At 32.5% G+C, this 24,127-nt stretch carries 32 protein-coding genes; 23 read left to right on the top strand and 9 right to left on the bottom strand.

The genetic code is table 11. The annotated features are described in order from the left end of the window. Positions 1-53: 53 nt before the first annotated feature. From MHI33_RS12090 to MHI33_RS22075, 6 genes are all read right to left on the bottom strand, one after another. The gene (locus MHI33_RS12090) at positions 54-1,253 is read right to left on the bottom strand and encodes a hypothetical protein (protein WP_340911545.1); all 1,200 of its coding nucleotides are present in this window, start codon (positions 1,251-1,253) and stop codon (positions 54-56) included. A gap of 14 nt (positions 1,254-1,267) precedes the next feature. Next, positions 1,268-1,459 carry a YonK family protein gene (locus tag MHI33_RS12085; RefSeq protein WP_217012366.1) on the bottom strand — a complete coding sequence of 64 codons (192 nt, stop codon included), beginning with the start codon at positions 1,457-1,459 and terminating at the stop codon, positions 1,268-1,270. 984 nt (positions 1,460-2,443) lie between these two features. Further along, positions 2,444-2,719: an HU family DNA-binding protein gene (locus tag MHI33_RS12080; RefSeq protein WP_340911540.1), complete on the bottom strand. Its 276-nt coding sequence runs from the start codon at positions 2,717-2,719 to the stop codon at positions 2,444-2,446. 225 nt (positions 2,720-2,944) lie between these two features. After that, positions 2,945-5,476 carry an RNA dependent RNA polymerase gene (locus MHI33_RS12075; RefSeq protein ID WP_340911537.1) on the bottom strand — a complete coding sequence of 844 codons (2,532 nt, stop codon included), beginning with the start codon at positions 5,474-5,476 and terminating at the stop codon, positions 2,945-2,947. Between the two features lie 12 nt (positions 5,477-5,488). Next, positions 5,489-5,668, bottom strand: a complete 180-nt coding sequence (locus MHI33_RS12070) for a hypothetical protein (RefSeq protein ID WP_340911536.1) — start codon at positions 5,666-5,668, stop codon at positions 5,489-5,491. A 106-nt stretch (positions 5,669-5,774) separates the two neighbouring features. Further along, entirely contained in the window at positions 5,775-6,002 is a 228-nt protein-coding gene (locus tag MHI33_RS22075) for a helix-turn-helix transcriptional regulator (RefSeq protein WP_373466238.1), read from the bottom strand. 75 nt (positions 6,003-6,077) lie between these two features. Here MHI33_RS22075 and MHI33_RS12065 point away from each other — a divergent pair, with 75 nt between their 5' ends. From MHI33_RS12065 to MHI33_RS11975, 20 genes are all read left to right on the top strand, one after another. After that, positions 6,078-6,374, top strand: a complete 297-nt coding sequence (locus MHI33_RS12065) for a hypothetical protein (protein ID WP_340911533.1) — start codon at positions 6,078-6,080, stop codon at positions 6,372-6,374. Then, positions 6,374-7,486: a tubulin-like doman-containing protein gene (locus tag MHI33_RS12060; RefSeq protein ID WP_340911531.1), complete on the top strand. Its 1,113-nt coding sequence runs from the start codon at positions 6,374-6,376 to the stop codon at positions 7,484-7,486. The genes MHI33_RS12065 and MHI33_RS12060 overlap by 1 nt, the downstream gene beginning before the upstream one ends. A gap of 770 nt (positions 7,487-8,256) precedes the next feature. Beyond that, positions 8,257-8,577 (top strand): hypothetical protein, encoded by a 321-nt coding sequence (locus MHI33_RS12055; protein WP_216927245.1) that lies wholly within the window; start codon positions 8,257-8,259, stop codon positions 8,575-8,577. 242 nt (positions 8,578-8,819) lie between these two features. After that, complete coding sequence (locus tag MHI33_RS12050; RefSeq protein WP_340911525.1) at positions 8,820-9,224, top strand: hypothetical protein; 405 nt, start codon at positions 8,820-8,822, stop codon at positions 9,222-9,224. A 125-nt stretch (positions 9,225-9,349) separates the two neighbouring features. Beyond that, complete coding sequence (gene yonT, locus MHI33_RS22070; protein WP_436967807.1) at positions 9,350-9,523, top strand: type I TA system toxin YonT; 174 nt, start codon at positions 9,350-9,352, stop codon at positions 9,521-9,523. Between the two features lie 310 nt (positions 9,524-9,833). Continuing rightward, the gene (locus MHI33_RS12045; RefSeq protein ID WP_044141762.1) at positions 9,834-11,066 is read left to right on the top strand and encodes a hypothetical protein; all 1,233 of its coding nucleotides are present in this window, start codon (positions 9,834-9,836) and stop codon (positions 11,064-11,066) included. A 319-nt stretch (positions 11,067-11,385) separates the two neighbouring features. Beyond that, positions 11,386-12,348, top strand: a complete 963-nt coding sequence (locus MHI33_RS12040; protein ID WP_340911522.1) for an LPD29 domain-containing protein — start codon at positions 11,386-11,388, stop codon at positions 12,346-12,348. A gap of 9 nt (positions 12,349-12,357) precedes the next feature. After that, entirely contained in the window at positions 12,358-13,248 is an 891-nt protein-coding gene (locus MHI33_RS12035) for a hypothetical protein (RefSeq protein WP_340911519.1), read from the top strand. Positions 13,249-13,298: 50 nt separating this feature from the next. Then, a complete protein-coding gene (locus MHI33_RS12030) occupies positions 13,299-14,903 on the top strand; it encodes a DUF4942 domain-containing protein (RefSeq protein ID WP_340911517.1) in 1,605 nt (534 codons plus the stop codon). Between the two features lie 110 nt (positions 14,904-15,013). After that, positions 15,014-15,277: a hypothetical protein gene (locus MHI33_RS12025; RefSeq protein ID WP_340911514.1), complete on the top strand. Its 264-nt coding sequence runs from the start codon at positions 15,014-15,016 to the stop codon at positions 15,275-15,277. 11 nt (positions 15,278-15,288) lie between these two features. Continuing rightward, positions 15,289-15,501 carry a hypothetical protein gene (locus MHI33_RS12020; RefSeq protein ID WP_340911512.1) on the top strand — a complete coding sequence of 71 codons (213 nt, stop codon included), beginning with the start codon at positions 15,289-15,291 and terminating at the stop codon, positions 15,499-15,501. 28 nt (positions 15,502-15,529) lie between these two features. Next, positions 15,530-15,700, top strand: coding sequence for a hypothetical protein (locus tag MHI33_RS12015; protein ID WP_340911509.1), 171 nt, complete (start codon positions 15,530-15,532; stop codon positions 15,698-15,700). 49 nt (positions 15,701-15,749) lie between these two features. Then, the gene (locus MHI33_RS12010) at positions 15,750-16,010 is read left to right on the top strand and encodes a hypothetical protein (protein ID WP_340911506.1); all 261 of its coding nucleotides are present in this window, start codon (positions 15,750-15,752) and stop codon (positions 16,008-16,010) included. Positions 16,011-16,041: 31 nt separating this feature from the next. Next, a complete protein-coding gene (locus tag MHI33_RS12005) occupies positions 16,042-16,392 on the top strand; it encodes a hypothetical protein (RefSeq protein ID WP_340911503.1) in 351 nt (116 codons plus the stop codon). A 42-nt stretch (positions 16,393-16,434) separates the two neighbouring features. Then, positions 16,435-16,659 carry a hypothetical protein gene (locus tag MHI33_RS12000; RefSeq protein WP_340911500.1) on the top strand — a complete coding sequence of 75 codons (225 nt, stop codon included), beginning with the start codon at positions 16,435-16,437 and terminating at the stop codon, positions 16,657-16,659. 47 nt (positions 16,660-16,706) lie between these two features. Continuing rightward, a complete protein-coding gene (locus MHI33_RS11995) occupies positions 16,707-16,958 on the top strand; it encodes a hypothetical protein (RefSeq protein WP_216927230.1) in 252 nt (83 codons plus the stop codon). 123 nt (positions 16,959-17,081) lie between these two features. Continuing rightward, entirely contained in the window at positions 17,082-17,336 is a 255-nt protein-coding gene (locus MHI33_RS11990; protein ID WP_340911497.1) for a hypothetical protein, read from the top strand. A 200-nt stretch (positions 17,337-17,536) separates the two neighbouring features. Beyond that, the gene (locus MHI33_RS11985) at positions 17,537-17,779 is read left to right on the top strand and encodes a hypothetical protein (protein ID WP_340911495.1); all 243 of its coding nucleotides are present in this window, start codon (positions 17,537-17,539) and stop codon (positions 17,777-17,779) included. A 221-nt stretch (positions 17,780-18,000) separates the two neighbouring features. Further along, positions 18,001-18,159, top strand: coding sequence for a hypothetical protein (locus MHI33_RS11980; RefSeq protein WP_216927225.1), 159 nt, complete (start codon positions 18,001-18,003; stop codon positions 18,157-18,159). Positions 18,160-18,186: 27 nt separating this feature from the next. Then, positions 18,187-18,741: a hypothetical protein gene (locus MHI33_RS11975; RefSeq protein ID WP_216927223.1), complete on the top strand. Its 555-nt coding sequence runs from the start codon at positions 18,187-18,189 to the stop codon at positions 18,739-18,741. Positions 18,742-18,870: 129 nt separating this feature from the next. Here the strand turns inward: MHI33_RS11975 and MHI33_RS11970 are convergent, their stop codons facing one another. Both MHI33_RS11970 and MHI33_RS11965 read right to left on the bottom strand, forming a co-directional pair. After that, positions 18,871-19,194, bottom strand: a complete 324-nt coding sequence (locus tag MHI33_RS11970) for a hypothetical protein (RefSeq protein ID WP_340911491.1) — start codon at positions 19,192-19,194, stop codon at positions 18,871-18,873. 21 nt (positions 19,195-19,215) lie between these two features. After that, entirely contained in the window at positions 19,216-19,761 is a 546-nt protein-coding gene (locus MHI33_RS11965) for a hypothetical protein (RefSeq protein WP_340911489.1), read from the bottom strand. A 675-nt stretch (positions 19,762-20,436) separates the two neighbouring features. Here MHI33_RS11965 and MHI33_RS11960 point away from each other — a divergent pair. Beyond that, the gene (locus MHI33_RS11960; protein WP_217012388.1) at positions 20,437-21,219 is read left to right on the top strand and encodes a MerR family transcriptional regulator; all 783 of its coding nucleotides are present in this window, start codon (positions 20,437-20,439) and stop codon (positions 21,217-21,219) included. Between the two features lie 65 nt (positions 21,220-21,284). Continuing rightward, on the top strand, positions 21,285-22,040 hold the full coding sequence (locus MHI33_RS11955) for an SDR family NAD(P)-dependent oxidoreductase (protein WP_340911485.1): 756 nt from the start codon (positions 21,285-21,287) through the stop codon (positions 22,038-22,040). A 599-nt stretch (positions 22,041-22,639) separates the two neighbouring features. Here the strand turns inward: MHI33_RS11955 and MHI33_RS11950 are convergent. Beyond that, positions 22,640-22,807 (bottom strand): hypothetical protein, encoded by a 168-nt coding sequence (locus tag MHI33_RS11950; RefSeq protein WP_200889660.1) that lies wholly within the window; start codon positions 22,805-22,807, stop codon positions 22,640-22,642. Positions 22,808-22,962: 155 nt separating this feature from the next. On the opposite strand from MHI33_RS11950, the gene MHI33_RS11945 reads away from it, so the two are divergent. Further along, positions 22,963-24,120, top strand: a complete 1,158-nt coding sequence (locus MHI33_RS11945; protein ID WP_044141748.1) for an AimR family lysis-lysogeny pheromone receptor — start codon at positions 22,963-22,965, stop codon at positions 24,118-24,120. Positions 24,121-24,127 lie beyond the last annotated feature (7 nt).

The following is a 24,127-nucleotide window of genomic DNA, read 5'->3' as shown; positions in this document are numbered from 1 at the left end:
TGCATATTTTCTCCTTGTAGCGATTGGTCGCAACCCTATAAAGTGTTATTCAACTATTTACAAACTTTAAAACGAATTATGTATGTAGCTTCAATACCTTCTTCATCAAATACCATGAATTTCTGTGAAGGCTTAGTTCCAAAGCGTCCTTGCATAGCGTAGTCATCAGCGCCTACTAAAGCTCCATTAACAACTACAGTCGTACTGCCGTATTCTTTTTCGTAATTGTGGTGAACATGTCCACCGAATATGTAAGAAGGGATATAACCAAGTAATTGAGGTAGCCGTGTTACACACTGATCAACCCGATCATAATGACCATGCACAAACACAACTTCTTGATTTTTAATTTTTGTAGGGATGAAACCGTCTTGCTCTTGCTCAATAGTGATATTTGAGATGTGGCTTAGGCGAGCTTCTAAATACCAGTTAATTAAATACTCGAAGTTTTCTTTAATGCCTACATCGTTTTTAGAAGGGGAGAGGCGACCGTGGTTTCCTGCAACACTATAGAATTTAACTTGTTCAAACTCACTAGCGAATGCTGCCAAAATCTCAGCTAATGTTTCTGTGACGTATTGAATTTGCTCTATAGAATCAGTATTAGCTTGAACTCGTGTTGAAACATGTATTAGTCCACCAATTAAATCTCCAAGATTAGCTACATGCAGAGTTGAAATCCCATTTGATTTACCGTGTTTAATAACGTCCTGAGTTAGTTTCTGAACTCTCTCGTTGAATACTTGTTCATTAAAAGTGTTAATTCGATTGTTGATGTCCATTCCGAAATGCCAGTCACTGAACAGTGCTAGACCATGCTTATCAGATGTTGAAGGGGGAGGGGAGGAGAATTTAAGAGGACGTTTTTTCTCTAAATTCAAAATTGCTTCAGTCAAATCATCACGGATACGATCAAAACGAGCGGAATTTCTAATCTTCTTGGTTAACTCTCTATTCTGATCACGTCTACGGACTTCTGCTTTAGCGGCTTCAATCTTAATTTCATCATATTTATCGACAATTTCTTTATCCAGGTTTTTGTTTACATGAAAGTCAGCCCATCTACGGTATTGAGCGAAGTCTTTGCGCCATTTGCTTTCGCTGTAATTTTCGCCAGATTCTTCATTCAGTAAGTCTCTGATAACGAAATTGTCGATTTTATAATCGTGTTTATTTGTATGTAATCGAATAAAATAATCATCAAAGCTTTCGTCTTTTCCACGTCGTAAATCAGGATTTACATTTACGCTCATTTACTCACCAACCTTTACTCGTATTTAACAGGAAGCTCATTCACTTCTTTGATCGAGATACTTACCTGTTTTCCGTTAAATTTAGATAAAATTTCTTTTAGGTCATACGGATTTTTTTCAGAGTCTTTTGTTCGTTCAACAACTTCCATAACATCCATATCAAAAATACCTTTTAAATCAACTGTGACAGTTTGCTTGCTTGCCATTTTAAAACCTCCAGATAGTATGTAATTTTATTTTAAACCGAATAAATTCCTTCGGATGTCCAATGCCGACACATTGGAACACCCGAAAAAGGAGAGAAGAAGGGGATAAAAAAGAAAAGTCGGAAGGGTGCTGGGGAAACACCCGAAGGAATTTACTAATTAAAATAACCCTATCTTTATAAGACAGGGTGGTACGCTGATTACGGGTTCAGCGATTGAAACCTTTGTAGTCGACAGACTCTGAGTAAGTCGATAGGATAGTGAAACACGCTTACTGGCACGTATTTTAACTCCCTGCCAGTGGAGAAACCATCGCTACTTAATGATTGGTTATTCTACGGGATTTCTTTTTTTTAACGTGGGGTAGTCCCTACCACTAATACATAATAATCAATAGAAAGGTAAGACCTATGATAAACCTTTCTTGAGACAAATTCTGTTGCGCTTGTCAGGTCACACGCCCTTATCTACATACATTGCGTGTAGATCGCCAGTCTCTTATTCTGCATGGTTTTTCTTTACCTTGTGTGAGAAGGTACATGCTTGGGAAAATATAGTTTAAAAGAAGATCGGACGCATCCAATCACCTTAAGTGAAGGCCGAAGCTCAACACCGCAATTAGTTTTAATTGTCGAGCAAAATGCCTCCTATAATAAGCCCCTGCTAGGATACAGTCGCATTTGAGCGTGAAGACTTATTGGCATTAGTAGCCCGATAATATTCATTTGGTATAAGTTGAAGAGGGGGAGTCCAAACCTATATAAATGAATATTATCCGACTCAGGAGTAGCCATCTCCTAAAATCTGAGCCAGACCTATCTTATGAAAGGGAGTGAGACAGTTTGGAGAACAAAATTGTACAGGGTGGTCAACCCACTAATGACTATTATTCTATTAATAATCATTAGTCAGCCACGAATACCCCCATATTCGTGAAAGACCTCTAATATTGCAGAAGTGTGTTATTTATTGATTTGAATAAAATTAACCTTTTACAGCATCTTTAAGTGCTTTTGCAGCTTTAAATTTCGGTGCTTTAGTTTCAGGAATATCAATTTCTTCACCAGTCTGCGGATTTCGACCTTTACGGGCTGCTCGTGTAGTTACTTCAAATGTTCCGAATCCTGCAATCTTAACTTGACCTTCTTCTTTAAGAGTGGACTCAATTGCATGTAATGTTGCATCCACAGCTGATGCAACTTCCTTCTTTGCTAATCCTGTTGATTCAACCACTGCTGAAACTAATTCTGTTTTATTCATTCTAATTCCTCCTGATTGTATGTGTAATTTTTATTTTTTTAAAATTGGGGAGGGGAGATATACTAACCTTTTTAATTTGGATATTTGCTTTTTACCTCCCTTATGACGATTATCTCCAAAAGTGGTCTAAACCCTTGTGGCTGTAAGGTTGAAGCCACTTTTCACTAGGCTTATTTTTGCACAAAAACGCTGTAACCCTTGTGGCTCTAGGGCTCAAGGTACTTCCTAAACCGTCATTTTTATCCTGGATGAATATAATTTCTGTCTTTTTCTATGTTTTTCTTTTTCAATTGTGACTGAACACTTTGAACAAAAACTAGAGTTGTTAGAGGTAGGCTTATAGATTTGTCCGCACTTTACGCAACCTTTGAAAGTTTTTAAATTCCTTTTTAGATTATTGAGTATGGTCTCACCAAAACATTCCCACAACGTTGCTTTATATCTGCTTTTCTTTTTGTATAGATGTTTCACAAGAACATCCACAACATACTGTTCATCGCTATTTATTTCAAGCAGTCGTTCTCTAATTAGTTTATAAACGTATAATTTTTGATTTGGCTTAGTTTCTTCTTTATTTGTAAGCCATTTTTTGTTTCGATCAAGCCTTATGTATTCCTTAACTAACTGCTCATCTTCTTTGATGCGTTTATTCTTTAATAGAAAGTTGTAATCGAAAATACCAGCCACAGCTTTGAAATTGATTCTTTCAGTTGGGATGATACTGTCCAATTTATTAACAGTGCTTTCATTAATCGGTTGCACAGAGGTGTGCTCTTTGTCCTTGGCATGAACAAAGAAGAAAGGTACTTTGTCTTTTATGTAATTTTTGATTTGCTCATCTACATTTTCTGGTCTAGTCGGCATAAAAAGTGTTTTGGCATAGTCGATAGCAAAGTTGTTTTCAGCGCATAGCCATTTGATGACATCAATATTTACAGAGTTACTGTTCCAAATCTTTGTAATGTTGTTACTATACTCACCAATGTTCACCGCATAAGCATTGGTCAGTGATTCATACAAGTTTTTGCTGTTAATTACCTGTTTATTGGCTACTCCCATCTCATAGTAAAGGGGAACGATGTCCACTACATGTCTCTTAGCAATATCTACAAAGTAAGGATCCGATATAATAAGAGCTTTATCTCCGTCATTATCGAACTGCAGCAACTTAGAAATTGGATCATGGATGCTTGTGTATACACCCTTTGTAATAAACCATTCATCCAATAATTTATTACGAGTATTATTTCTAATACCATGCTCACGATATAGGTGAGGGGAGCGTAGAACATCAATATCTCCACTATCATACAAGGAACAGTAAACATCACTACCATTTAAAAGCCCGTTAGGATTACTAATTCCTAGAAACAGTTTTTCGCAGAAAGCGTATAAATCAGGACAAAGATATGTATACCTGGAGTTCTCAACTTGTAATTTTCCTGATTTCGCATCTTTAACAAGGCTCTTCTTTTTATTTTTGATTGTTTCTTTTACATAGTCATCATTTAAAAGCTGTGGGTAGAGGAGAAGGGCATCTTGCAATGGTGATCTAAATTTTCGATTTTCAGTAGCTCCCATAACCTTCATCATCACATCTTTGTCATTTCCAATTGCTTTTATTTCCTTGATTGTCTTTTCACTGATCGACTTGAGTTCATCATATGTAATATCCGTAAGCGTCTGAAGCATTTGATATGTAAGTTTTCCTTCTACAGTAGTGTCTTCTTCGTTTAATCTTGCCCCAAGGCATGCAAACTGGATAAATTTATTCTGATATTCATCCCAAGAGGAGTAATACTTCCACATTTTAAACTGTGATTTAGTAAATATGATTTGAATATCATCATTTTTAATATCCCACACTTTTCCGTATATATCTGTTATTTTGGATTTATTGTGTTTGTCAGCAAATTTGTGAAAATCAAAAGGAACTAACAAGCCCTTAACCCAAGGAAGCCTAACCATAAAACTTTTTTTGCTGAGCTGAGGAGATATAATACCACAGCCGTCTGTGTGTTCGATAGGGATATTCATTTTCTTTCTAGTAATCTCGTATGTGTCTCGATTTATATAATCCACTTCACTCATTACTTCAGTCTCTAAATCATCAACTACAACTGTTTTACTTATATCAATATCCCAGTGGCTGCTTGCACTATTGGATAATGCGAGATATGCATTCCACTTATTAATGTTCATACCGCCTTTAGAATTGATGTGATCTAGACTAAGTCCACAAGTTAATGAGTTTTGATATTTATCATATGTAGACTTCTTAATAAAACAAGCTTTTTTAGTTCTGATTTGACCTGCTGAACTTGTAAAGTAAACATAAAGTTCATTGTTATGTACAAAACCTTTATCAAGAATGCTCTTGAACACCTGAAAGTGGTAAACCTGAACCACAATTACATCATCAGAAAAATTGTTTTCTTTTATACCTAGGGTGCGAGTCATAACTGAATCAAACATAGCGATCTTTTTATTGTCAGTTAACGTGTCAGCTCTAAGCATTCGTACACTTTCATGTTCACTGAAGGCTTGATTTAACTCCTGTTTTAATTTAGCGATTCTGTTTTTTATGTATTTCTTATTTTTTTTGGTATCCCCATTATGTGTTTTAAGCAAATCTCTATATCTATAAGACTTTAAAATCTTTCTATGTAATAAATTCTCTCGGTCATTATAAAAACTAGAAGTATCGAGACTATAGATAAATACTTGCTTACTTAAATCATTTGTTTTTCTCCCCAAAAGCGCTCTCCTCTATTTGTTATTTTGTCTTTCAATATGTAATGCCAATCTTTTAAACAGGGTAGAAGACTCGTCCGTTTTGCCAAACCATTTGAAGTCTTCATAAAAAATGTTCTCTTCTTGAGAAGCAATACCATTAACAATCCGATATTCAAGAAGTTCAATGATGTCCTGCTTGTTACATGATCCCAATAAATCACCTCATTTCAGTACGTTATAAGGTGATTATATTTGTAATTTGTATTTTAGTCAATAATAAATATATGTTATTTGTATTTTAATAAGTGAGACTGATTACTCAGTCTTCAACAATTGAGAATAGATCATCGATTTTACATTTCAATTGTTTGCACAAGGCCATAGCATAAGGAAGGGAAGGGGGATTTGAGCAAAACCCTTCATCATTATTTGTACACCAAATAGAAATCCTGCTGGAATTAGTGCCTATTTGGTCAGCAAGCCACTTTTGTTTAATACCTTTGGAGTTTAAGTAATTCTTTAGATTGCTTCTAACCTTATATTTCATAATATCACCCAATGAGAATTTTATATTATGTGTCTATATGGATAACTTTTGTTACTCTATCAATGGAGGTGCAGTATGACATATTTTGATGAAGTCGTGGCTAGATTGAATATTGACGATGTATCACTGTTAACTTTGCTGCAAGAATGCGGTGCAATCAGGCTAATAAAAGGAATGACGAAAGAAGACTTAAAGAGCGAATCAGTTAAAGTAGAGACACAATTCTCAGAATCGACTATAAGATCGTCTTTAAGTAAATTAGAGGCGTTGCTACTAATTGAAAGAGATTCAACGAGTAAACACCATAAGTTCATTATTACTTCATATGGAGTTATGGCCTTAGAATATCATTTGGAAGGGGAAATGGTTTAATGTACGGATTTGTTGGAATTGGTCAATGTGGTGGGAGTATTGCAGATGAAGCTATGAAAAGAGGATATTTCAGTATTGCTGTCAATTACTCTAGCTCAGATTTAAATAGTTTAGAAGTTGTTGAAGACAGGCTTAAGTTAGTAGGATCCGAGGGAGTAGGTAAGGACAGGGAAGCAGCTATCAACTATTTTAAAAATAACTGGGAATCATCTGTTGAATTCATTAAAGAAGCAATGGAAAAACCATCGATTCAAATTGTATTCGTAGTCTTTTCAACAGCAGGAGGCACAGGATCAGGAATCGCACCGACATTAATTGAATTATTAGATGAATATTTGGATAACAAAACCGTAGTTGCTGTACCTGTACTTCCTGATCAAAGTGAAGTGATATTGAATCAATTAAACACCGTTGAATGCCTCCAGGAACTGACAGAAAAGCAATTGAATATAATTCCACTAGACAATCTTAAAGTGTCTCAAAAGGGCATTAAAACATTCTCAGAGCCAATCCTATATCAAAAGGTAAACAAACAATTTATTGATATGCTTGAAGAGGTTGAGGGGTATACAAACCTTCCATCTAGCTACAGTACATTAGACAAAAAGGACTTAAATCAAATTTTCAATACTCCAGGTGTAACAGTGATATCAAAAATGGATTTATCTGATTATAATAACGGAAAATTTGCAAACACTCTTCATGCTGACATTAAACAGTCATGGCAGCAATCGATATATAGCGCAGATAATTTTAATTCATTAGTTAAAGCGGGTGTTATTATAGATGGTAATGCTGATCTGACTGATCAAATTAACTTTAAGAGACTCTTTAATGAAGGAGAACCATTAGATTTATTTAAAGGATATTATGATACTGGTAAGAATCAAGTGATTTGTATTTTAAGTGGACTAGGGTGGATTAATGAAAGAATGAAACAATTAGATGAACTGATTGACTCTAGAAAGGTTGAACCAATTAAAGAAGAGGTATACGTTCCAAAATTTAATTCAAAGTCAGCGTTTTTAAAGCAGCAAACTAACACAAATAAGGGTGAGAAACAAATAAGCAAGGGGAGTTACTTAGATAGACTTAAATCATTAAAGAAATAAATAGGATGAGATGGTCAATTGACTGTCTCATTTTTTGTTATCGTAAATTTTTGAGGACGATATCGTAAAATTGCTCAAAAAGTGAAAATACATAGTAATATCAATAAGTTTGACGATAATTTGATGATTGTGAAAGGTGAGTGATCGTAAAGTCGTTGTGGGAGTAGGGAAAAGTGGTCAAATTTGATGGGAATCATGAAAAATGGGTGAGTAGGGGAAGGGATTAACGTTGATATATAAGGCGTTTACGATAGCAAGTACGATAGAAAATAGGCTAAAATCGATAAAATTTAAAGGGTGTGGAAATGGAAGTGCTATGGGCACATTTGTTCTTTGTTTTAGCGATTTGGATGTTAATATACCCCCCTCTACTGGTGTTTTATGGTTATGAATACGTCTTATAATTATAGTTATAATGCAGATTCCTTTGTGAGTCTGCTTTTTTATTTGAGGCAAATTGAATGCACAATTAAATAGAAAAATCAATACTTTATTCAATTAAATTTAAAATTTTTTAAAAAATGATGTAATTTTGAAAGTTTGTTCCATTATGCGGAACTTTTCGTATGAATAACGTGGGTCAGGAAATCGAAGTGTTATTTTTATGAATAATATTGCGTCCACTATATCACATTTAGCAATTCACAGAAAGTAAAAGTTACATTTATAAAAACATAAATAACATATAATAATAATTGACAAAAACACAAATAACATATATAATATAAATATAGGAAGTAGACGAGTACTTAATAAATGGAGGAATAGAAATGAAAAAGAAAATTCATTACTTCAATACATACTCTGTAGATAATTTAACTGATAAACAATGGAAAGAAGATGTTTCTAAGCATTTGTTGAAATACAAAGAAATAGAATGCTATTCAAATGAAAAGTTACCTGTTAACGAATTTGAGGTTTTAATTGCTCAAGGGTATAACTTTTGGGTAAAGCAGATAAACGATGCTCCTTATTACCATAGTGATTGCATACTAGTTGATATAACATTGATGTATACTAATAAAGCTATGTCATTTTACATTGATAAAGAATATTTAACAAATAAGATATATACGAAAGTAGCTGTGTAATACCTTTACCACATCAATTCTAAGCACACTCACAGCCTCATACAAAGATTTAAATTTATCACACAACCTATCTTATCTAATGACTTATATAACTCCATATAAACAAATTTAAAGAAGAGATAAAATCCACCAAAATAAAATACAAATTACATATATGTTGTTGCCTGTTATTAGTTGAAATGGTATAATATAAATATAAGATAAACGGTAACCAATTGGCCAAATTAAAGGGGAGACTACACATGAAAATATATTTTACTGATAATAAAAACATCCAAAAATTTAATGAGAAAGAAGAGGCGAAGTTCTTCTTCACACCTAAAGAAGGTGATTATGCAATAATGGTTGATGAGACTACTGGAGTTTTGTCAACTGATATAGAAGGAAGAGACTGTATTATATTTAATCATCCAAGCTTAAACGGGCATTTATTAACTGCATACGGATCAGATACAGCACAGCAAGAACTAGTTGATGTTAAAGAAGGAAAATCTGGTGCCATGATGTTGCGTGATGTAATTACTGATGAGATGTTACATATGGGTTTTGCAAACTATAAGCCATTAGAAATTGACCTTAAAGAGTTTGAGGTAAAGGAAAACGAGACATCTTTAAACTCGAAATCATTTAGAATCAGAAAGCGGTAAATAATTTTTGTTCAAACACTTTTAAGTCTAACTTGAGAGTGTTTTTTATTTGATTAATAAACAACAAATTACACACATTATCATGATTATATGTTATAATATAAGTATGGAAAGGAGGTGCAAAAGTGCTTGAAAAGGTGACTATAATAATGGCTTTACTAATCAGTCTTACTACAGTCTTAATCAATATGCTTGTGATTATTGAAAAGGTTGTAAGTATCACTAAAAGTATAAGCCAAAAGAAAAAGCGTACACATAAGCGACCTCGGTCAAGGACACGCAAACGTATACGCCGTTAATCATCATTAGACATTGGGAGGTACTTCTCCCTTTGTCATCTATATTATAGCACCTTGCAGCACTTTGTAAACATATATGCAGCATAAACAATTATGGTACTCACTAATCACTTTCGGTATCACATTCATTGTATTCTGGCTTATCAAAGGGTTATTTAGTAGCAGCGCACAATACATCATTAACTGGACATATGCTATTGCTACATTGATCCTTATTGTTTCATGGTTGTCTTACTTTGTATTTAAATGTTTTAAACGGTGAGCGGTAGCTCAGCTCGCCATACATAAAATTTTGAATAGAGGAGAACGAATGTCAAAAGTAAAAATTATTGATTCGATTATGGGCAGCGGTAAAACGAGTCTAATGATTGATCACATGAATGAAGCATCTTTAGATAAGCATTTCATTTTTATCACGCCATATCTGGATGAAGTATCAAGAATTAAGAAGTCATGCAGCAACAGAAAGTTTTATGAGCCAAAGGTTCACACAGAAAAGGGAGAAGTATTATATAAAATTGATTCCTTTCATAAGTTACTTTCAGAAAACAAGGACATTGTTGCAACTCACGCATTATTTAGCATGTCTGATCAAACAACCAAAGATTTAATTTACTCAGGCAATTATACTTTGGTACTTGATGAAGCAATGGAAGTGATTAAGAAATTCAATATTTCTAAAGATGATTTAGATATGTTATTTAAAAACAACTGGATCATTAACAACAACGGAAAGATATTGTGGAACTCTGAGAATGAAGAAAAGTTGAATAGGGAATACAAAGGAGAGTTCCAGACATTAAAGAAGCTGGCCAAAAGTGATAATCTAATCTATCACAATGAATCTGTTTTGTTCTGGGAATTCCCTAGCGATGTCTTTGCTAAGTTTAACGAGGTGTACGTGTTAACATATTTGTTTAATGCTCAGATTCAAAAGTATTATTTTGACTTACACGGTATTGAATATGAATTGTTATCAGTCATAAAAGAAAGTAAAAATTATAAATTAATTAAACATAATGAATCCCTAGACCAAAAGGTTAAAGCTGCTTTGAAGAATAAGATAAAGATTTACGAAGGAGATCTGAACAAGGTAGGTGACGACTATTACGCATTGTCTAAAAATTGGTTTGAAAGTAGAACAGTGTTACATAAGCGGTTAAAAAACAACATCTTAAACTATTACCAAAATATCATAAAGTCTAAATCAAATGAGAACCTATGGACAACCTTTAAATCTCATAAAGGGAAGTTGAGCGGTAAAGGATACACTAAAGGATTCTTAGCGTGTAATATTAAAGCGACTAATGAATACAGTCACAAGAAATCATTAGTTTATTCAATCAACAGATTTGTTAATCCAGCTATTAATGATTTCTTTAAGCAGAATAACATAAATATAGATCAAGACATTTACGCATTATCAGAGATGATTCAATGGATATGGAGATCAGCAATAAGGAATAACAAATCAATCAACATTTACATCCCATCATTTAGAATGAGACGTCTATTAATCGAGTGGTTAGAAAATGACCTATGAAAACAAAAGCAATAAATCATTTTAAAAACTCAACAGCCACAAGGGTTATTAGGGGGTCTCTCGTAAAAGAAAAGAAGTTAAAATTATAAATAATATATAGACTGAAAATAAGACCTTGGGGTGCTGACTTTGGTCACTTCAACAAGTTGAATTGCCCTTTCGTCCTACACCACCCCAAACCCCTCATAGGACGTAATAAAATACTCAAATAAATTAAAAATAACATATAAAAAGTATTGATTAAAATACAAATAACATATATAATAAAGATATAGAAAAGAACGAAATAAAATGAATATTTTAAAGGGAGAGATTGAAAATGACAGCAGTTTTAAAAATTAATGAAGAATTGAATGGGATCGAATTATACTTTGATAATAAGCCAGGAAATGAAACATTGACTCATTTAAAATCTAACGGTTTTCGATACTCTGGATTTAAAAAATGTTGGTGGAGTAAACGTACAAACGAATCTTTAGAAGTTGCTAACGATATCACTAAAAACAAAATTACATATATTGAGACGGCAGATCGGAATGAAAAGGTGAAAAAGAATGACTTTAACCTCTGGAATGCTACACAGTGGGAACCATTTGAAGTTAATAAAGAACAAGATGTGAAATTGATTTCTAAAGAAATTAAAAAACATCTTACACAACGCTTCCCAGGCTTTAAGTTCTCTGTGAGAACAGGCGGAAACAATATGTACAGCAGCATCAACATAGAAATCAAGAAAACACCTTATGAGAAAAAGAGTGTTTATCTTTCTGCGGTTCGTGAGTACTGTGAAACTGTGTTAAACCATTACCGTCACTGTTACAGTGCTGCGGATGCTTATACAGATTATGCTGGAAGCTATAATTTTTACGGTAATGTTTCAATCGATTGGGAATACAAACAAACAGAACCTACTGAAGACATAAAAACTGATTGTGAAATGTATGACCTAAAATCAGAAGAAAAAGCAAATGAGGAAAAACTAAAAAAAGACGCAGAATTTAAACAATATCTCGAAGAACAGGAAAGAAGAAATAAAGAATATCAAAGAACCCAACTTGAAGAGTCCGAAAAGGTAGAAGAAATCACTTCATCTATTGAAATAAAAGAACTTGATGAAGAACAACAATATTTCGTGATGAATTCACAATTTGCTAACTTAAATAAGAATTGTACATTAACAGAATATAAGAATGAAGTAGAAAAAGGTGATTATTCAAACGAAGATGTAAAAATCACTAAAGAAATTCACTTTAATAATGCTGATGCTTATGAAAATTTCTGAAATATGTTAATGACTAACTTTGATTTCTTAAAAGAAACGGGTGGTAGCTTCACTGAAGATAAAAGAATTAATTCTTATTTAGATTACGATATGATGGACGAATTAGAAAAAAGAACCGTCAAATGGTTTAGAAAAGGCGTAGCGGTTTATTCTGATGGTAAATTGATGTTTGTTGTAGATGCTCAAGGTTATTCTTATGCTAGGTATGTGGGATTAGTAGAGGGCTGTGAAATCAAAAAGACAGTTGAACATCGACAAGCTATTAAAGAAGACGATTTAAATAAACTTATTACTAAAGCAGATATATTGGAAAACATTTCATCATCCATTATTGAAGAGTTAGACTTGAGTAAAACATGGAAAAATGAATGTTGGAAAGCTTATAAAAATGAATTCAAAAAGAAAATGCAATTGGCCAATATTAGTCTATCAAAGAGTATCATTCAACAAATTGAAATACCAGAACTTAAGCAAAATCTTTATAAATTATTAGTGGAAGTAGAAGGAATCCAAGAACAATTTGAACATGGCGATTTGAAGAAAGGTGAAAAATACACACTTTGCTACATATCTGATTTAGGGTCATTTATTACACAACAAATCACATTCGATTCTTTTGCGTCAACTAAATATGCTCAATATGAAAATGCTGTAAAACTTGTCTTTAAGCCTCAGAACAAAAGAAAATTGTACTACAACTATTTTTATTCCGATTTATTAATTTTTAAAGGGTGGCATGAAATTCCTGAAAATGTTTTGAATAATGTTAAAGAATCTAAGGGTTTCTTAACTATTTCCAGCAAGTATCATTCTTGTGATAAGCAACAATTTGATGAGGTATTGAATTACTTCAAAAAAGAAGGTATAGAACCTATTATAAACACATATAGAACAAATTAAAAAATAGATATGGGGAACAAATCAAATATGTTCCCCTAGAAGGAGCTTTTATGTTTAAAGAGAATCCAGATTTTTATCCCACTCCAGCAAGTTTAATAAATAAAATGAATAAAAAAATAGATTGGAAGAATATTAAATCTGTTCTAGAGCCATCAGCAGGTTCTGGGAATCTAGTTGATGCAGTTTATAAACAGTTTGATTACACTAAGAACTATAGAAGAGAATCAAAATATGATATCGATGTTATTGAACATGATGAAAATTTGCGCCACGTCTTAAAAGGGAAAAATTTTAGAGTTATATCTGATGACTTTATATCTTTTAATACATACAAGAAATATGATCTTATATTTATGAATCCTCCTTTCAGTAATGGAGATAAACATTTGTTAAAGGCTATCGATTTAATTGAATCACAGAATAGAGCGGGTCAGATTGTTTGTTTATTAAACGCCGAAACTTTAAAAAATCCTTATTCGAATGACAGAAAATATCTAGTAAGAAGGTTGACGGATCTTGATTCAGATGTTGAGTTTTTAAAAGATGCCTTTGTTAGTTCTGAAAGAGAGACAAGCGTAGAGATAGCTTTAGTTTATATAAAAATTGATAACGGTGAATACAACAGTGTTCTTTTAGATGAATTGCAAAAAGATGAAAGCCACAAACTTTCAGATGATTATAAATCAACTCAATTAATTGATTCTGATTACATAAGGGGAATTGTTGAGCAATTTAACTATGAGCTTAAAGCAGGCTTGAAACTTATAAATGAATACAATAGCATGAAACCGTTAATCTTAAATAGCTTTAAAGAAACTTCTAAACCGATACTAAAATTAGAATTGGATTCTTCTGCAAAGAACTATACAGAAGATACGGAAAACGAATTTATTAAAAGTGTAAGGCAAAAGTATTGGAATACACTGTTTAATAATGCTGGATTCATGAGTCTTTTTACAAGCAATCTAAAGCAAAAATATTTGCAGCATGTCGAAGAGTTAAAGGATTATGATTTCTCATTATTCAACATATACACATTAAGAATACAAATGAGTAAAGAAATGATTCAGGGAGTCGAAGAAACCATTTTAAATTTGTTTGAGGAGTTCAGCCATAAACACTATTATGATAAAACATCAAAAAATGTTCACTTATATAACGGATGGAAAACAAACAAGTCATATAAAATAAATAAAAAAGTTGTAATCCCACTCAATGGCTATGGTACTTGGGACGGTAATTATGATCCAACTTACTATACAGTTATGGATAAACTCAAAGATATCGAAAAAGTGTTCAACTACCTAGACAATGGCCTTACTGACGATGTTAATATTGATGACGTTCTAAAACTGTCTAAACACTATGGGGAAACGAAAAAAATTGATTTGAAGTATTTTTACTTAACGTTTTACAAAAAAGGTACATGTCATATTGAATTTAAAAATGATGAGATTTTAAAGAAGTTCAATATTTTCGGAAGTCAGAAAAAAGGGTGGCTGCCACCATCATACGGTAATACAGAGTATACTGAAATGAACGAAGAGGAAAGAGCGGTTATCAATGAATTCGAAGGTGAGAGAGAATATAACAAGACAATGAAAAACAAGTCTTACTATATGTTAGATACATCAAAGGTTTTAATGTTAACATAAAAATATAAATAACACATAAAATCATTTACAAAACAACAAATAACATATATAATAAAGATATAGAAAAGCCGCAGATGAATCAAGTCATCGGGTGCTGAGAGGGACTTGAAATGAGAAAGACTAAACAAAAACTAAACCGAAATGACGAATACAGCATTCTTGAAGAAACAGGATATAAAGTCATTCATAGAATCCTCTCAGCAGAACCCATACCTATTGCAGTAATTTATCATGGAACAGAACAAGGAAGATTCAATATAGACGTTCGGTATCTAGGTAAAGAGTTTGGCTTCAAAAGTGAAGAAGAAGCGATAAGAACCGCCATACATCTTCATGAGAAGGTTTATGTAGCTTTAGAAGAAGTATTGAAATAAAGGGGTGTCTTATGGAGAAAATTAAATGCGGAATGTGCGGCAAGCATATAACAGATAAAACAGAAGTGGAGTACAGCGAATGGTATACAGAGTTCTTCTGCGATCCAAAACACGCACTAACTTATTATATGGATCAAGCGCAATCCAGACCTTTAGAATTTGATAAGGACTCGTTAAATAGACTTGGTGTAAAGCTGGAAAATGGGACACTTTATACTAAATAAAATTCTAACTTTAAAGGGAGAGATTGATATGAAAGCATCCACATTTGGAATGACATTTACAGTTTTCGCATATACCCTAGACAAAAAAGGAAGAGTGATTGAAGAAGTTGTATGGGGTGAATACAACGATTTAAATGAGGCTAGAAGAGCTATACACCCATATAGAAACGTTAAGGAATTAAAATTTCAGATTGTCTAAAAATTTAAAAGTAAAAAAATAGAATTTTATAAAGAAGGGAAATGATAATATGGCAAGAGAATTATGGTGTACTTTTCAACACTTTCGATCTGGAATGCACATTGGAGCAATTTATAAAAGAAAGAAATTAATTTTAGGTATGATTGATTCTTTAGAGGATATGCAACCATACATTGATAACGATGATGTTTACCTAGATACAGAAAAATGGTGCAAAGAACATACAAATAAACGCTTTGAAACGATTGAAGATGCAGTCGACTATTTGCAAAAGCTAGGTGTAGAAGACTATTTAGATTTTGATTATTGATAAAATGTTGATTTTCTACAGAAAGGTGTGAATGAATCTGAAATACTTAAATGAGTCTAAACAGCGAGAAATGCTAGAAGAAGAGGCTGAGAATTATTTGAGAAACCTCTACAACTCTAATCCAGTCGGCAGGGATGAAACCCCTGACGTTTATCGCTCTAAAGGAATTATATTGGGGCTATGCATGGTATTTGGTGCAACCTTTAAAGTAGAACTTCGCAGAAAAATCACATTCTATAAATTCAAAAATAAAGATTTTGACGAGAAGTATTGGTTTGAGGTTGAAAACGAAGATGTAAGTACAGAGGAAGCTGTGGACTCGATAAGGCAGATGGAAAATGAAAATAGAGAAATTTCGAATATGCGAGTAGAACTGATATAAGGAAAGAAGAACGCTGATTTTCTACAGAAGGGAGTAAATAATATGGAGGATTTTCGAGGTCATACACTTAACAAAAACCAAGCAGAGGCATTAAAAGAAATAATACTTGCTATGGGAAGTTTACAAGAAGAGAAGATTCCAACTGAATCAGTTGATAATTTAATCTGTAAAGTTGATAGTTTTTTAAATGAATTAGAAGCAATTGATTCATTAGCAATAGGGAAAATCATTGGCGATAAGGAAAGTCACCAAATTGATTGTAGATGAAGTTTCCAAGATATTGATTTTACATACAACAAGGGGGAGCTATTAAAATGGTAACAAAACCTAAATATCAAAATTACCGAACCTGTAAAACATTAAGCGGTGAAACGGTTTACGAACTGAATAAATATTGTCAGTGTCCAGAATGTAGAAAAAGAAGCCAATTTTATAGAGAGCCTGCTAACAGACTTTGTGTGACAGTAAAAAACATTGCTGACTTAGATAATGCCTCACTATTCTTGAAAGATTGGTCTTGTAATGATGGAAATAAACAATTAGAAACATTATTTGTAAAACTTTAAATTTTTAAAGCTATAAAATGTTTCTTTTATCTAATTTATAAATGAATTATAAACTTATGTTAAGCTTAAAGTAAGATCGTATAATTTGATTCTATATATCAGAGAAAGAGGAGTGAATAAAAAATGCGACAATTAACAGATGTAATAAATCAAATTTTAGAGATTTCAACTAATGAGGAATTAAATAGCGAATTGAAACAAATTAAATCTGATGCCAGTTTTACCGCACCAGAATTAATGCACATGAGGTGGGGGGCAACTCATGATTCATTATTAGATCATACACCTAATCCCATTAACAATGAAATGGTGAAAATTTTCAGTGTTTTTAGCACGAAGTCAGAAAACGAGGTCAGAAAATCATTTACAGAATTTTAAATATACATACACACACTTAAACTGTTTGGTTATCAGAAACAGCTGATTGTCTTTAGATATTATATACGGTGAAAACAAAGATAGGGATATGACTAAGGAAACTTTAGGGGAAGATTAATGAGTGTATTGATACTTAAGTCGTCAATTTAAGACGACTGATCAAATAAATAAATAACATATATTATAAAGGTGGACACGTTATGAAAGATTTAGAATTATCACTATTAAAGATGTGGAATAGGTACGAAATTAAAGATATTTATAAATATAAGAACAGAATCAAAGCGTTCCGAGGGGAAAATCTTGCAAATTTTGAACTATTCAATGATTTAACTCATGTGATGTTTAAGGATATTGAAGACATAGCAAACCATAGAGATTCTATTGCTGAGGATCATAAGGCGAGTATAGCGATGCTAATAAGAAACAGAGAACAGAAATAAAATCTGCTTGAGTGAAAACTAAATAAAACATGAGTTTTAAACAAATAAATAACACATATTCTAAGGGGTGAAGAAGTTGAAAACAATCCAGGAGCGGTTATTAAAGCGGCGAGATGAATTAATCAGTGTTGCTATATTTAGTTTATTGGCCATTATGTTGCTTTGTGCATTTGTTTATTCTGGATGAAATACAAATTACATATATTTAAGAGGCATAAGATATGAGAGATATAATTAAAAAGGAACTTTCAAAACCAAACATGCACAATATGTTCAAAGGTTGGGCGGATCAGGAACAAATTATAGATGAACTTGAAATAGGGTATACAGGGTTTGATGGCAGCGTAGAGGAATACTTAAACAACCAATTAAATTACTGAGCTTCTACATAAAAAGGGGAATGATATGTGCCAATTGAGAAAAAATTAAAACAAAATTTAGCTAAAACAAATGCTTTTGAGAAGAAACATAATGAATTCTTAAAAGGAATTAAAGAATTTGATAATAATAAAGAACTTCAATATGAATATCGACATGTTCAAGATGCTCTAATAGAGGAGGAAAACGAAAATATGAGAGATTCATGGGAAGAAACTGTGTCTCGAATAAACGATGAGCTCGAAGAAATGAGAGCCCTAAAAACAAAAGAAGGTAGAAAAGCATACGCACAAGCGTGCGGAATTGTGTCAAGAAAATATAAGATGCCGTTTGAGCTTTGTCTTGCAGTAGGAGCAAAAAATGTCGAGGTGCTAGCCAAACACAAAAGACGAAGGCCAACAAAAGCACAATACTGGGCACTCGATTATTGTGGAATCGACCGCAGAAAGAGCGCAATATTTGAATTAATAGGTGAAGAGCTATTCCGCAAGTTGGACGTGGAATGGATGAACCAAATAAATTCAAAACGGCTAGGGGATTGGCTTAAAGAGCCAGCTGACGGGAAATACGAATATAACTATTGACATATTTTGATTTTATTTCATTAGAGGTATCATAAAAATAAAAGTATAACTAAATAAAATGATGTTTTTAATAAGAAAGAGGAGCATATAAACAGCTCCCCTTTTCACACAACTTACTTACGAAGGCCATTAATTGAATTTCTTTTTTAATCCATCCATCATATCTGCAGCATAAAAAGATTGTAAGAGTTCATCTACATTGATTTTTTTATCCTTCTTGCTTAGAAATTGATTGATGATCTTTTCATATTCATCTCTAGTATTTCCTTCAATATCTGAAAGGTTTAATTCTTCACCAAAGTGTCTAATAAACGCTGTCCTTGTTATATCATATGCCTTTTTGTTTTCTTCTTCACAGGTGCAAAATGCTCCCGAGAGAGTGATAAGGAATTGAACGTCTTCATCGTCTAAACCATTGGCTTTTTGGAACTGAATAAATTGATTTTGTGACATATATAGTTACCATCCTTTTATCTAAAGTATGAGTAAATCAGCAGTGAGAACAATGTATTCAACAACAAGTCCGATTGTATCAGCTACACCCGAATCTATATGTTTTTTAAGCTCTGCAGAAACAACTTTTCTAGCCCTACCAGCTGCATTTTTTGGAGTATCAATAATTTTTTCTAATTCTTTAATGATCTTGTTTGCATTTTTGACAGTACCATTTACAGCTTCCTTTCCAAAACGTTGCTGTAAAACCCATTTTGCCCAGTCGTTATTTACTAAGCCTTTAATTACTTTGATTGCTGCCTTAATAGCTGCACCCTTAGGGCCATTTGTAGTAGCAAGTGGATCATTGTTGGCATTCTCAATAGCTTTAAATGCTTGAAGCAAGGCTTCTTGTTTTTCTAATGGTACATCTCTTAAAGCAAGTTGTTTCTGAAGCTCAGTAGGATTGATAGTTACTACCAAATCTTCTTTCTGTTCGATCTTTTCTGCTGCATGTGTAGCTGTGGATGGAATAAATACTGCTGCTGAAATGAGAACTAGCAACATCTTAACAAAAAACTTTTTCATTGGAATACTTCCTTTCTAATCATTTTTCAATAGTGAGGATATCACCAAATGAAATGAATTTTACATAAATTAGAAGAAATAGTATTTAATTCACACGCTTTTTGTCATTGTTTCATTCAATGTATTACTAATTTCCCGCACCTAAAAAAGGGGATATTTACACACAAAAACAACTTTAAACCTAACCCTAGGAGTTACTCCTTCTAATTTTTTTGCAAGTATTTCCTTAAAATGAAGCTTAGAAACTCAGGCTGTTTTATGAGGTGCGAAATTGTATTTTAGGAATCTGAAGAGGAAAATAAAAGAAAATATTGGTGAGTATCGACCAGCTATATGCTAAAATAGCACTTATATAGAGAGATGTAGCAATGCGTTTAAATACAATTATTTTGGGTGGAGTATTTATAGAAGATTAAAAGAGAGACAAAAGTTATCAAAATAAAATCATTCTTTTAATGAAAGAGTTATTCTTTCTAAATACAGATTTAAAACAAAATCATGACGTTTTAAAAAGCTTGAACTGTAACCTATTTGCATATGAATGGGTTTTATGTTTCGTATTGTATTTATTCAGAACGTCTCTTCAAGTGGAAGAATCACGTTTTAATAAATTGAACTTAAATCTTATAATGTATATTATAAATTTAAATGAAATTGATAGTAGGTGATTCATAAGTGAATAATAATTTGCTTTTGATAAAAGACTTTAGCGAATTAACTGGCTTATCACGAAAAGCTTTGTATCTTTATGATAAGCATAATATTTTGAATCCTGTATTTATTCATCCGAATAATGATTATAGATATTATGATAAGAATCAGTTACTAACTGCTAAACGAATAAATTTGTTAAAACAAGCAGGGTTTAGTTTAAATGAAATCAGCAAAATCATTCATAGAAAGTTATCTGATGCTGAAATAAGTAATTTGATAGAAGAAAAGCTTCAATTGGAAATAAATAAGATAAAAAATGCAAATCAAACAATAAATAAATTGAAAAGCCTGAATCCTACAATTACGATTTTAAATAACGAAATAAAAAAAGAGTATCTAGAATCATTGTTCGTATATGAGTATGAATTATTACCAAATGAAAATATATGTGTAGCACTGAATAACCTAGAAGGATTAGTTAGGGGACTTAATGTTAAAAAGAATGAAAGAATCATAACATATAAACTGATAGATAATAAAATTTACCCTTTTAGCATCGCCTTACAATTGGAAAATTACGAATCGAATCAATTGGCAATCACAAATTATTTTGGTTTTCAAGCGCAAAAGTTTTTTTATGAAATTGATCCGTATCAACAAGAATCGATATTAAAAATAAATGAGATAATTCAAAAAAATGAAATAGAATTATCTGAACCATATATTTATGAACGTATATTAAGTCCGGATGATTATCTATATTCCTCCAAACGTCTTTCGGAATTTATTTTTCCATCTAAGTAAGTATTAAGTGTTTGACCTTACCCTTAGGTTAACCCTTACACTCACTTTAAAGGGAGGTATAATACATGAAAAAAAATGATTATGCATTAGTAACAGGAGCATCTAGAGGGATAGGAAAAGCAATCGCAATCCAACTTGCTAATGATGGATTCAATTTATTATTACACTATAATCAAAATATTGAAAAGGCTAATCAAGTCAAATTAGAAATTGAATCAATTGGCAGACAAGCACATTTAATTCAAGGTGATTTCAATTCCAGTGAGGGGATTAACGAATTCATCGAAAAGACCAAGGAAATGGTAATCCAAGATAGTAATGTATCGTTGCATACAATTGTTCACAATGCTGGACATGCTACATCAAATGGATTTGGAGAAGTGGACTACGATGAGTTCGATCGTCTATTTAATGCAAATGTTAAAGCACCGTATTTTATCACACAATCTCTAATCGGACTTATAGAACCCAAAGGTAGGATAATAAATCTATCATCAGGTGTGACACGTATCGCATTTCCGCATATGATGATATACAGTATGACAAAAGGCGCGATTAATACAATGACGTTTACACTAGCAAAGGAATTGGGTGAAAAAGGCATTACTATTAATTCTGTAATGCCTGGGATTATTGATACGGATTCAACTGCTATTTGGCTGCATACAGAAGAAGGTCAAGAAAATGCAAAGAACATGAGTGTTTTAAAAAGAGAGGGTCAACCAGAAGAAATTGCAAATGTTGTTTCATTTCTAGCGAGTGAAAAAGCGAGTTTTATTACTGGGCATAATATGGATGTAACTGGTGGAAGTCATTTGTAATTAGGGAAATGTCGCTTATCTTTTAAAAGAGCGGTACAGAAGCGTTAAAGAAGGATATATTTATACAAGAACTAGAGCTAGTATTACTCCGGTCAATCAAAATTGCTCAATATCAACTATTGAATCTTTATGGAAAAAGCGATTTGGTCTGGACAAAACTAGGTTGGAAAGGTTCAGTCATCTTTTGAAAGATCGGGATAATTGGACTCCCAATAATTATGGTTATTATCACGCTCTCAAACATTGAGAAAGAGAATTTTTTGAATTTTATTTATCATAGAGAGACTACTTTCAAGAAAAGGTTAAAATATCAGTTTAATCAATATTTTTCAACTGATAACAAAGTATTCCGAGGAAGAATAGCAACAGCTAAAGTATTGAAAGGAATGCTTGAAGAATTCCGAAGGGAAAAAAGTTATATTAAATACAATATGATAAAGAGATTGTGTGCTGCCGTTAAATGAATTTAAATAAAAGAAGTATTTCATTTAGAAGGTGATTGAAAATGATTGTTGAAGCAATTAAAGTAGGAGGCTAATAGTATGGGAGGTGAGCTTATGGCTGATATTCGTCCAGGAGGATAAGAGTGGAGGGAGGGGTTAAACCCTCTTTTTCATCCCACATTTGGCGCATTTGCGTATAAATTCACCTTTAGATATAGTCGATTTAAATTGCGCTGTATCACAATTGTCGCAGCGACCACTGTTTTTATCAGGGTATTCTCGTATGTCGTAAATCTTGTCTAAATCAATTTCTTCTAACATCATAATATAATCTCCTTATAAACCCTTTTATATAATACTACATGGTTTTCGGAAAAATTGTAAATAGCAATCTATTAAAATGCAAATAACAAATAAAATGTGTTGACTTAATTCTCCATTCATAGTAAATTATATATAGAGTAGCAAGGGGGGTAAAAATGAATTTAAAAACTTTTATTAAAAACAAATGTGAAGAAGATCAAGCGTTGGCATTAAAGCTTGCTCAAGCGGCTGGCTATGCGCAAAGATCTGGACTATACAGATTTCTGAATTCGCCAGAAAAAGAAATGGACAATCTCCAAGGTGTTATTGATATGGTTAGATTAATTGCCCCTAATGAAGAACTCCTCTACATGTCAGAATACATAATGACCTTAGATCCAAATAAATCATGTGCAAGACAAGGATTGGAATATCTTGATGTTAATAAAATTAACAAAGAAAGAGATATGCTAATAGAAGTAATGAAGGCTTCAAGAAACTCACTTAGTAAAGAGTGGGCTGAAATTTATGATGTTCACAAAGATTTACAAGTAAATAAAATAAATTACATCCAAGCGCAAAACAATTTGAGTTCAATTAAGACAAAAAGTATAGAAATGACTGTATTCAGAAATTTGATGCTGTTATATCCAACGTGTCTAAATGGTGAATTTGGATTAATGAAGGAGATTGTCGGAATTCTAGATGTTGATATGATTCCAGCAGGTTTTGTTAAGGATTCTTATACTTGCAGGATCCTCATAATGAAAGCTAGTAGCAATGTAAGCCAAAACAATACAATTGAAGCTAGAGAAAATGCAAAATTAGCTTTTGAAACAGCTACAGTGGACAGATTCAAGATATTTGCACAATTGCACTTAGGGAACTCTTATATTTTTGAAAATTACCAACTTGCTAAGGAACATTATTACAAAGGTTTGAGCCTTACCGAAGAAGATAGTCCATTTAGAACTGAGATGGTAAGAAGTCTTTGTGCACTTGAAAATATCTGGGGAGTTAAAGAGAATAGGTTTGTGAATGAATATTCGACTGAGGCTACCGATATCCAGGAAGTCATATTTCATAATTTAGTCATTGGAAATAAAGAAAAAGCAAGTACTTTAATTGATCAACTAGATAAAATAAGTATTAGCGATTATGAAAAAGCGCATTTATTTTTTTTGAAAGGTCTATGTAATGATGATGTGAACTCTTATTTTAGTTCAATTAAACACTTCAAGAAAACAGGTGATAAATTTTCGATAAACTTACCTCTTATAAAGTTAAAAGAAAAAGGTTTAGACAATGACCTTTTAGAATTAATAGCAATTTAATTAACAT

This window comes from Bacillus sp. FSL K6-2971 (assembly GCF_038006405.1).
GTDB classification, from domain to species: domain Bacteria; phylum Bacillota; class Bacilli; order Bacillales; family Bacillaceae; genus Bacillus; species Bacillus pumilus.
Note: the sequence above shows the minus strand (reverse complement) of the source record. Positions and strands in the feature narration are given on the sequence as shown.

Bases quoted from the DNA above. Each gene is read 5' to 3' on its own strand.
- MHI33_RS12090 (WP_340911545.1), bottom strand. From the start codon at position 1,253: ATGAGCGTAAATGTAAATCCTGATTTACGACGTGGAAAAGACGAAAGC.
- MHI33_RS12085 (WP_217012366.1), bottom strand. From the start codon at position 1,459: ATGGCAAGCAAGCAAACTGTCACAGTTGATTTAAAAGGTATTTTTGAT.
- MHI33_RS12080 (WP_340911540.1), bottom strand. From the start codon at position 2,719: ATGAATAAAACAGAATTAGTTTCAGCAGTGGTTGAATCAACAGGATTA.
- MHI33_RS22075 (WP_373466238.1), bottom strand. From the start codon at position 6,002: ATGAAATATAAGGTTAGAAGCAATCTAAAGAATTACTTAAACTCCAAA.
- MHI33_RS12065 (WP_340911533.1), top strand. From the start codon at position 6,078: ATGACATATTTTGATGAAGTCGTGGCTAGATTGAATATTGACGATGTA.
- MHI33_RS12060 (WP_340911531.1), top strand. From the start codon at position 6,374: ATGTACGGATTTGTTGGAATTGGTCAATGTGGTGGGAGTATTGCAGAT.
- MHI33_RS12055 (WP_216927245.1), top strand. From the start codon at position 8,257: ATGAAAAAGAAAATTCATTACTTCAATACATACTCTGTAGATAATTTA.
- MHI33_RS12050 (WP_340911525.1), top strand. From the start codon at position 8,820: ATGAAAATATATTTTACTGATAATAAAAACATCCAAAAATTTAATGAG.
- MHI33_RS12045 (WP_044141762.1), top strand. From the start codon at position 9,834: ATGTCAAAAGTAAAAATTATTGATTCGATTATGGGCAGCGGTAAAACG.
- MHI33_RS12040 (WP_340911522.1), top strand. From the start codon at position 11,386: ATGACAGCAGTTTTAAAAATTAATGAAGAATTGAATGGGATCGAATTA.
- MHI33_RS12035 (WP_340911519.1), top strand. From the start codon at position 12,358: ATGACTAACTTTGATTTCTTAAAAGAAACGGGTGGTAGCTTCACTGAA.
- MHI33_RS12030 (WP_340911517.1), top strand. From the start codon at position 13,299: ATGTTTAAAGAGAATCCAGATTTTTATCCCACTCCAGCAAGTTTAATA.
- MHI33_RS12025 (WP_340911514.1), top strand. From the start codon at position 15,014: ATGAGAAAGACTAAACAAAAACTAAACCGAAATGACGAATACAGCATT.
- MHI33_RS12020 (WP_340911512.1), top strand. From the start codon at position 15,289: ATGGAGAAAATTAAATGCGGAATGTGCGGCAAGCATATAACAGATAAA.
- MHI33_RS12015 (WP_340911509.1), top strand. From the start codon at position 15,530: ATGAAAGCATCCACATTTGGAATGACATTTACAGTTTTCGCATATACC.
- MHI33_RS12010 (WP_340911506.1), top strand. From the start codon at position 15,750: ATGGCAAGAGAATTATGGTGTACTTTTCAACACTTTCGATCTGGAATG.
- MHI33_RS12005 (WP_340911503.1), top strand. From the start codon at position 16,042: ATGAATCTGAAATACTTAAATGAGTCTAAACAGCGAGAAATGCTAGAA.
- MHI33_RS12000 (WP_340911500.1), top strand. From the start codon at position 16,435: ATGGAGGATTTTCGAGGTCATACACTTAACAAAAACCAAGCAGAGGCA.
- MHI33_RS11995 (WP_216927230.1), top strand. From the start codon at position 16,707: ATGGTAACAAAACCTAAATATCAAAATTACCGAACCTGTAAAACATTA.
- MHI33_RS11990 (WP_340911497.1), top strand. From the start codon at position 17,082: ATGCGACAATTAACAGATGTAATAAATCAAATTTTAGAGATTTCAACT.
- MHI33_RS11985 (WP_340911495.1), top strand. From the start codon at position 17,537: ATGAAAGATTTAGAATTATCACTATTAAAGATGTGGAATAGGTACGAA.
- MHI33_RS11980 (WP_216927225.1), top strand. From the start codon at position 18,001: ATGAGAGATATAATTAAAAAGGAACTTTCAAAACCAAACATGCACAAT.
- MHI33_RS11970 (WP_340911491.1), bottom strand. From the start codon at position 19,194: ATGTCACAAAATCAATTTATTCAGTTCCAAAAAGCCAATGGTTTAGAC.
- MHI33_RS11965 (WP_340911489.1), bottom strand. From the start codon at position 19,761: ATGAAAAAGTTTTTTGTTAAGATGTTGCTAGTTCTCATTTCAGCAGCA.
- MHI33_RS11955 (WP_340911485.1), top strand. From the start codon at position 21,285: ATGAAAAAAAATGATTATGCATTAGTAACAGGAGCATCTAGAGGGATA.
- MHI33_RS11950 (WP_200889660.1), bottom strand. From the start codon at position 22,807: ATGATGTTAGAAGAAATTGATTTAGACAAGATTTACGACATACGAGAA.
- MHI33_RS11945 (WP_044141748.1), top strand. From the start codon at position 22,963: ATGAATTTAAAAACTTTTATTAAAAACAAATGTGAAGAAGATCAAGCG.